Genomic DNA, 8,280 nt, shown 5'->3' on the forward strand with positions numbered 1-8,280 from the left:
AACAACGCGCCAGTGAACACATCCCAAGAATCCCCAACCGTGAGGCCACCTGGGGCCAGACCAGCCGCCCGGTGCCTCAATGGACCCGCCCTGGCGCGACCCCGTGGGAGACGCTCGGCCGGCACGGCCACCACCACTGACGCGACGTCAGGCCGTCGGGGGCGCGGTGCTGTCGCGGACCACGAGCCGGGTGGGAACGAGCGTGGTCCCTCGTTCTGGGGCGTCGGTACGCATCTGGCGGAGCACGCCCTCGAGGCAGCGCCGTCCCACCTCGGCGAAGTCCTGGTGCACAGTGGTGAGCGGCGGCAGGAACGAGCCGGCTTCAGGAATGTCGTCGAAGCCGACCACGCTGACGTCGCGCGGGACCGACTTCCCGGAGCCGTGCAGCGCACGCTGCACGCCTAAGGCCATTTGGTCGTTGGCAACGAATACGGCCGTGCAGCCTGGTTCCTGCGCCAGCCGCAGGCCCATCTGATAGCCCGACTCCGCCGTCCAGTCACCGTGGAGCAACGGCGTCACCTCGCGCCCCTCGGCCTCCAGCGTCGAACGCCACCCGTCCGCTCTGCCCTTGGCAGCGAACGACTCCTCCGGCCCGGCCACATGCCATACGGTGCGGTGCCCAAGGTCGAGCAGATGTTGGACCGCCTGCCGCGCGCCCGCAGCTTGATCGGTGTCAACCACGCTGTACCGGTCTCCGGCGTTGGAGTCGACCACCACCACCGGAGCTCCCGGAGGCAACGACACCGTCTCGGCGTCGAGCAGGTGGACCTCCATGATGGCGATGACGGCGTCCACGGCCAACTCGCCCAGCCGCGTGAACGCCCCACGCACGCCGTCCTGGGTCGGGACCGCGACCGGGATGAGGGTGATCGCGTAGCCCTCTCGCGCCGCTGACATCGCGATCGCCTCGAGGGTGCGCATGCTCCCCGTGGTCGAGAGGGTGAACAGGATGACGCCGATCATACGGAACCGGCCGCTCTTCAGCGCTCGGGCCGCGCTGTTGGGCCGGTAGCCCAAGTCTCGCATCGCCACGAGCACCCGGTCCCGAGTCGACTCGACAACGCCCGGGTAGCCGTTGGAGACCCGGGACACCGTCTGCGGCGAGACACCGGCCGCCTGGGCGACATCGGCCATGGAGACCCGGTGTGGCCGCGAGACGGCGGAATCCGCCGCGCTCGCCGACGGGCCGCGGTTGCGACGACCTTCGACGTCCTCGCCGGCCCCGACACCGTCGCGCCGTGTGTCTCGGACCATCAGTCCCATCTCCTCGTCGTACGACCCGTTCCGGCATCGACGTGTAACGATCGCGATCCTGTGAGGGCCACAGGGTTGACGCACAATTCGGCCGGTGACAGCATCACCAGAATCCATGGTTACGTTAACACCAGCGAACTTCAACTCTGATGTTTACGTAACCATCAGGTCGGACGCGGGACACCACCAGCCATGGACGGCTTGCACGACGAGGAGCGGAAAGACAAGGAGCAGAGCAGCTCGATGACGACGTTGTCCGAAACCAGCGGTCAACCGGCCGCACCCGCCGTGGTGACCGACCGGCCGCCAGCGAAGCGGTCCTGGATCGGCTGGGGCTTCATGGGGCCGTTCATGGCCGTCTTCGCCCTTGTCTTCCTGGCGCCGATCGCCTACTCCATCTACCTCAGCTTGTTCCGCGACCAGATGGTCGGCGGAACCGCCTTCGTCGGGTTGGAGAACTACGAACGCGCGTTCAGCGACTCACAATTCTGGTCCGCGCTCGGCCGGGTGTCGCTCTTCCTCGCCGTCCAGGTCCCCATCATGCTTTTCATCGCGCTGCTGGTCGCGCTCGCGATCGACAGCGGGCGGCTGTACGGCAAGAGCTTCTTCCGGATCACCATTTTCCTGCCCTACGCCGTCCCGGCCGTCGTCGCGACGCTCATGTGGGGGTTCATGTACGGCACCAGGTTCGGGTTGGTGGGCAACATCAACGACGCCTTCGGAGTCTCGTTGCCCAACCCGCTGTCCCCCGAGCTGATCCTCGCTTCGATCGGCAACATCGTGACCTGGGAGTTCGTCGGCTACAACATGCTGATCTTCTACGCCGCACTGAGGGTGATCCCACACGACCTGTATGAGGCGGCCGAGATCGACGGCGCGAGCCAGCTGCGCGTCATCACGGCCATCAAGATCCCGGCCATCCGGGGCGCCCTGGTCATCGCGACGATCTTCTCCATCATCGGCAGCTTCCAGCTCTTCAACGAACCGAGCATCCTGCAGAATCTCGCGCCGAACGCGATCACCAGCTACTTCACCCCCAACCTGTACGCGTTCTCGCTGTCCTTCTCCGGCCAGCAACACAACTACGCGGCCACGGTGGCGATCCTCATGGGTGTCATCACGATGGTGATCGCCTACGTCGTCCAGCTGCGCGGTATGCGGAAGGCGAGGTGACACGATGAGCGCTCCAGCACCGAATCGCACACCAGCGACGTCCGGACGCCGGCAGGTCACACTCTCCTCCGCCCGGCGTCGCCCGCAACGGCTGCACACCGTCGATCGCCCGCGACGGAGTCCGCTGCTGACCGGGCTGACCGGCCTGGTGCTCATCTACAGCCTGGTGCCATTGCTCTGGCTGTTCATCAACGCCACCAAAACCCAAGAAGGGCTCGTCGGCTCGTTCGGGCTGTGGTTCGACAGCGACGTCGCGATCTGGGACAACATCGTCGACACGCTCACCTACGACGACGGGATCTTCACCCGCTGGCTGGTCAACACGCTCCTCTACGTGATCCTCGGGGCCGGCGGCGCCACCTTCCTGGCGGTGCTCGGCGGCTACGCACTGGCCACCTTCGATTTCCCCGGCAAGCGGGCCGTGTTCGCCATCGTCATCGGCGCGGTCGCAGTGCCCGGAACGGCGCTGGCAGTGCCGACGTTCCTCATGTTCAGCGAGATCGGGCTCACCAACACCCCGTGGGCGGTGATCATCCCCTCGCTGATCTCGCCGTTCGGCCTCTACCTCATGTGGGTGTTCTCCGCCGAGGCGATCCCGACCGACCTGCTGGAAGCGGCCCGGGTGGACGGGTCCGGGGAGTTCAGCACATTCTTCCGGGTCAGCCTGCCGCTGCTTGCGCCAGGCATCGTCACGGTTCTGCTGTTCACCATGGTGGCCACCTGGAACAACTACTTCCTGCCCCTGATCATGCTGAAGGATCCCGACTGGTATCCACTCACGCTCGGCTTGAACGCGTGGAACTCGCAGGCCGCCACCGCCGGCGGGGAGGCGATCTTCAACCTCGTGATCACCGGCTCACTGCTGACCATCGTCCCGCTGATCACGGCCTTCCTCTTGCTCCAGCGGTACTGGCGCTCGGGGCTGGCCGCCGGCAGCGTCAAGCAATGACATCCGCTCGCCTATCCCTCGACAACGATGTAGAAGGAGCACGAATGCCCATGTCCACGTATCGCCACCGCACGGTGGCCACCATCGCCCTCGCCGGTGCGCTCACGCTGTTCCTCGCCTCATGTGGCTCCGACGACGACTCCGGCAGCGGCGACAGCGACGTCGACCTCGAGGCCACGCTCGACGAGGGCGGCAGCCTCACGGTCTGGGCCTGGGAGCCCACCCTCGACCAGGTCGTCGACGACTTCGAAGCCGAGTATCCCGAGGTCGAGGTCGACCTGGTCAACGCCGGAACCGGCGACGAGCACTACACGGCGCTGAACAACGCGATCTCGGCGGGTTCCGGCGTGCCGGACGCCGCGCAGATCGAGTATTTCGCGTTGCCCGAGTACGCGCTGCAGGAGTACGTCACGGATCTCACCGAGTTCGGCGCCGAAGAGCTCGAAGGGACGTTCACCCCCGGCCCATGGGGCTCGGTCCACCAGGGTGACGCGATCTATGGGCTGCCGATGGACTCGGGTCCGATGGCGATGTTCTACAACCAGGAGGTCTTCGACACCTACGACGTGGAGGTCCCGGCCACCTGGGACGAGTACATCGACGCGGCCCGTGCCCTGCAGGAAGCCGACCCCAACGTCTACATCGGCAGCGACGCGGGTGACGCGGGCTTCACCACCAGTATCCTGTGGCAGGCCGGGGCACACCCCTACCAGGTCGACGGCACCGACGTCACCATCGACTTCACCGGAGAAGAGACCACCCGGTTCGCCGAGACCTGGCAACAGCTGATCGACGAGGACCTCGTCTCCGACATACCCGGCTGGACCGACGAGTGGTACCAGGGCCTGGCCGACGGCACCATCGCCACCCTCAACACCGGAGCCTGGATGCCAGCGAACCTCGAGTCCGGAGTCTCCGCGGCCTCTGGCGACTGGCGCGTCGCTCCGCTGCCTCAGTGGGAGGAAGGCGGCACCGCGAGCGCTGAGAACGGCGGCAGCTCGCTGGCCGTCCCCGAGGCGAGCGAGAACAAGGCATTGGCCTACGCGTTCATCGAGTACGCCAACGCCGGCGACGGGGTTCAGACCCGCCTCGACCAGGGCGCCTTCCCGGCCACGTCCGCCCATCTCGAGTCGGAGGAGTTCCTGAGCAGGGAGTTCGAGTACTTCGGTGGGCAGCAGGCCAACGAGATATTCGCCGAGTCCGCCGCGAACGTCGTCGAGGGCTGGACGTATCTTCCGTTCCAGGTCTACGCGAACTCGATCTTCAACGACACGGTGGGGCAGGCATACATCTCCGGAACTACCCTGAATGAAGGGCTCCTCGCCTGGCAGGACGCCTCGATCACGTACGGCGAGGACCAAGGCTTCACAATGAACCAGTAGCGCGACGAGTCGCCGGCACCGCACCACAGCAACGCGAACACGGAGGAACACATCGATGACAGAGACGACCTCGCCCCGCTGGCTCCGCTGGCCGGAGGGATCGTCGCACCGTCGCATCGCCTACGGCGCGGACTACAACCCGGACCAGTGGCCACGCGAGGTGTGGGACGAGGACGTGCGCCTCATGCGTGCGGCCGGGGTCAACATCGTCTCATTGGCCATCTTCTCCTGGGCGCGGATCCAGCCGACCGAGCAGAGCTGGGACTTCGAATGGCTCGACGACGTCATCGACCTGCTACATGCGAACGGCATCGCGGTGGACCTGGCTACGGCGACGGCGTCGCCACCGCCGTGGCTGACCAGGCGGTATCCGGAGGTACTGCCGGTCGCCCACGGCGGCGAGACGCTGTGGCCGGGCGCCCGCCAGCATTGGCGGCCCACCTCCCCCGTCTTCCGTGAGCACGCTCTACGGCTGGTGACGGCGATCGCCGAGCGCTACGCGCAACACCCGGCGATCGCCGCTTGGCACGTCAACAACGAGCTGGGGTGTCACAACGCCTACGACTACTCCGACGACGCCGCCCGCGCCTTCCGGGACTGGTTACGGGGACGGTACGGCAACCTCGACGCGCTCAACCACGCGTGGGGTACCGCGTTCTGGTCCCAGCGGTACTCCGAGTGGGACGAGATTCTGCCGCCCCGGGTGGCCACGTCGCACTCCAACCCCACGCAGCAGCTGGATTTCAAGCGCTTCTCCTCCGACGCGCTGAAGGACTATCTGCGTGCCGAGCGGGACGTCCTGCGTCGTCTCACCCCGAACATCCCAGTCACGACGAACTTCATGGTGATGGCCCAGACGAAGGCTATGGAGTACCCGAGCTGGGCGCGTGAGATCGACTTCGTCTCCAACGACCACTACGTCATCCCGCGCGAGCAGAGCTCCGACGAGCTGTCCTTCTCGGCGAACCTGACGAGCAACATCGCCGGCGGCCGGCCGTGGTTCCTCATGGAGCATTCGACCAGCGCGGTGAACTGGCAGCCGGTGAACCTGCCGAAGAAGCCGGGCGAGATGATCCGCGACTCGCTGACCCACGTCGCGCACGGCGCCGACGCGGTCTGCTTCTTCCAGTGGCGTCAGTCGGCGGCCGGCGCGGAGAAGTACCACTCGGCGATGGTCCCGCACGCCGGAGAGGACACCGACGTGTTCCGGTCGGTGACCGAGCTGGGGCGGACCCTCGAGGCTCTCGCCCCCGTCGTCGGTTCGGTCCGCAAGACGGCGCCGGTGGCCATCCTCTTCGACTGGGACTCGTGGTGGGCCAGCGAGCAAGACTCCCACCCCAGCACCCACCTGGATTACCACCAGGAGGCGCTGGACTGGTACTCAGCGCTGCTGGCACTCGGGGTGCGCGCGGACGTCGTGCCGGCGGGCGGTGACCTCGCCCAGTACGACGTCGTCGTCGCGCCGGTCCTGCATGTGATGCCGTCGGCGCTGGCCACACAGCTGGCCCGCTACGTAGAGGACGGCGGACACCTGGTCACCACCTACTTCTCCGGGATCGTCGACGAGAACGACCATGTCTGGCTGGGCGGGTATCCGGGCGCCCTGCGCGATCTGCTGGGGGTCCGCGTCGAGGAGTTCGCCCCGCTACTGCCCGGGGAGTCGGTGACATTGGACAGCGGCGCCACCGGTTCGCTGTGGAGCGAACGGCTCGAGGTGACCGACCCGCAGGTCAAGGTGCTCGCCTCGTACGCCTCAGGTGAGCATTCTGGTCGGGCGGCCGTCACGCGGCGGTCCACGGGCGACGGCTCGGCCACCTACGTCTCCACCCGCTTGGGCGCCGACGGTGTCGAGCCGCTCCTCGCCGAGTTGCTCGCCTCGGCGGGCGTGAGCGGCGACCTTCCGCTCGGAACGGGCCGGCGCGTGGAGCTCGTCGTCCGCACGGACGGCACCGACGAGTTCTGGTTCCTGGTCAACCGGACCTCCGAGCCGGTCGAGGTCCCCGGTCTCACGGGCGACATGCTCACCGGCGACGTGCTTACCGGCCGGGACACCGACGCCGGCAGCGTTGCCACTGACCACACCGTGACGCTGGTTCCCCGCGGGGTCGCCGTGCTGCGACGTCCGCTCACCGGCCGACTGGCGCACGCCGGCGTCTGAGCACGCTCAACGTGACGGGCCCGGCAGGACTCGTCCCGGCCTACGACCCAGCACTCGTCGTGTCGAGGACGGATCCGCGTTGCCGGCGTGTCACCTGACCATGCGAGGCTAGTGCGCAAGCTGGACACACGCGTGCCGGACAGGCGGGTACCGGACTGACGAATGGCGGGTGCGAACACCAGGTGAGCGAACAGACGAGCGGGCCGTGGGCGGTCGACGAGACAGCGCGTGACGAGTATCGAGTAGCGCGGTTGATCCTGGTCAGACATGGAGAGTCGTTCTGGAACGCGGAAGGCCGGATACAGGGGCAAGGCGGTACCGGCCTCTCCGCACGGGGTGAGGCACAGGCCGCCGAGGTCGCGAATCACCTGATCGCCACCTATCCCGACCCGCACGTGGTGTTCAGCAGCGACCAGGAACGGGTCGTACAGACCTCCGAACCGTATCTGTCCCGGACCGGCGGCTCCGCCGAGCTCGACAAGCGGCTCCGGGAGATCGACACCGGCGATTGGACCGGGCTGCTGACCACCGAGGCCGCTGAACGCTTCCCGGACCAGATCGCCGCCGTTCGCCGGGGCGAGGACATCGCGCGCGGAGGCGGCGAGACCTTCGCGGACATGCGTACGCGGGTCGGCGAGACGCTGCGGGACATCGCGAGCTCCGCCGGGAAATACGTCCCCGTCCGGGAGACGATGACGGCGATCGTCTTCACCCACGGCGGACCGATCCGCGTCGCCGTCGCCGAGGCGCTCGGGTTGCCGCCGAACGGCCATCGCCTGCTCGACTCTCCGCACAACTGCTCAGTGACGGTGCTCAGCGCCGAGGTCAGCAGCGACGGTTCGGTCGGCGTCTTCCGGCTGGCCGGCTACAACGGCATCGGGTACGGCCGCACACCGTCGGCCGAGACCAGCTACGACGCCCTCGGTGAACGGCGATGAGTCAAAGCCACGCTCGTGCCGACGACGGGCGGTATAGCGTCGGCTGACGCTATACCGCCCGTTCGATGGTTCACCTGTCGGCGGCCACCGTGGCCGGCTCCAGAAAGTCGGCGCCGCCCCGTCGGGCTTGCTCTCTGCGGTCGAGTGCGGCGGAGAGGAGCGCCAGCAGCAAGGCTGAGGCCGCCATCGCCGCGCCGACGAGGGCTGGTGACGTCCAGCCAAGGTCTCCTGCCAGGACCAGCCCGCCGAGCCACGCGGCCAGAGCGTTGCCTAGGTTGAACGCACCGATGTTCATCGCCGACGCCAGCGTGGGTGCGTCGGCGGCACGGTCGAGCACGCGCTTCTGCAGGGGCGGAACAGTGGCGAAGCCGAACGCACCGATCAGCGCGATCATGAACGGCGCGGCGATCTTGTGCTCGGCGCCCA

Annotated in this window: 6 protein-coding genes and 1 pseudogene; 5 read left to right on the forward strand and 2 right to left on the reverse strand. The window is 67.4% G+C overall.

Features of this window, described 5'->3' with window-relative positions:
* Nucleotides 1-147: 147 nt before the first annotated feature.
* Nucleotides 148-1,134 (reverse strand): LacI family DNA-binding transcriptional regulator, encoded by a 987-nt coding sequence (locus ELR45_RS12970; protein ID WP_129666612.1) that lies wholly within the window; start codon nt 1,132-1,134, stop codon nt 148-150.
* Nucleotides 1,135-1,497: 363 nt separating this feature from the next.
* On the opposite strand from ELR45_RS12970, the gene ELR45_RS12975 reads away from it, so the two are divergent.
* From ELR45_RS12975 to ELR45_RS12995, 5 genes are all read left to right on the forward strand, one after another.
* Complete coding sequence (locus ELR45_RS12975; protein WP_129666614.1) at nt 1,498-2,427, forward strand: carbohydrate ABC transporter permease; 930 nt, start codon at nt 1,498-1,500, stop codon at nt 2,425-2,427.
* 4 nt (nt 2,428-2,431) lie between these two features.
* Complete coding sequence (locus tag ELR45_RS12980; protein ID WP_129666507.1) at nt 2,432-3,376, forward strand: carbohydrate ABC transporter permease; 945 nt, start codon at nt 2,432-2,434, stop codon at nt 3,374-3,376.
* Nucleotides 3,377-3,420: 44 nt separating this feature from the next.
* The gene (locus ELR45_RS12985) at nt 3,421-4,758 is read left to right on the forward strand and encodes an ABC transporter substrate-binding protein (RefSeq protein WP_420813877.1); all 1,338 of its coding nucleotides are present in this window, start codon (nt 3,421-3,423) and stop codon (nt 4,756-4,758) included.
* 55 nt (nt 4,759-4,813) lie between these two features.
* Complete coding sequence (locus ELR45_RS12990; RefSeq protein ID WP_129666510.1) at nt 4,814-6,916, forward strand: beta-galactosidase; 2,103 nt, start codon at nt 4,814-4,816, stop codon at nt 6,914-6,916.
* Nucleotides 6,917-7,098: 182 nt separating this feature from the next.
* A complete protein-coding gene (locus ELR45_RS12995) occupies nt 7,099-7,854 on the forward strand; it encodes a histidine phosphatase family protein (protein WP_165367732.1) in 756 nt (251 codons plus the stop codon).
* Between the two features lie 70 nt (nt 7,855-7,924).
* On the opposite strand, the pseudogene ELR45_RS40840 reads toward ELR45_RS12995, so the two are convergent.
* Nucleotides 7,925-8,280, reverse strand: a pseudogene (locus tag ELR45_RS40840) (MFS transporter); the annotation flags it as partial.

This window comes from Phytoactinopolyspora endophytica (assembly GCF_004138495.1).
Taxonomy (GTDB): domain Bacteria; phylum Actinomycetota; class Actinomycetes; order Jiangellales; family Jiangellaceae; genus Phytoactinopolyspora; species Phytoactinopolyspora endophytica.

Coding starts and splice junctions, on each gene's coding strand:
- ELR45_RS12970 (WP_129666612.1), bottom strand. CDS start 1,134: ATGGCCGATGTCGCCCAGGCGGCCGGTGTCTCGCCGCAGACGGTGTCC.
- ELR45_RS12975 (WP_129666614.1), top strand. CDS start 1,498: ATGACGACGTTGTCCGAAACCAGCGGTCAACCGGCCGCACCCGCCGTG.
- ELR45_RS12980 (WP_129666507.1), top strand. CDS start 2,432: ATGAGCGCTCCAGCACCGAATCGCACACCAGCGACGTCCGGACGCCGG.
- ELR45_RS12985 (WP_420813877.1), top strand. CDS start 3,421: ATGCCCATGTCCACGTATCGCCACCGCACGGTGGCCACCATCGCCCTC.
- ELR45_RS12990 (WP_129666510.1), top strand. CDS start 4,814: ATGACAGAGACGACCTCGCCCCGCTGGCTCCGCTGGCCGGAGGGATCG.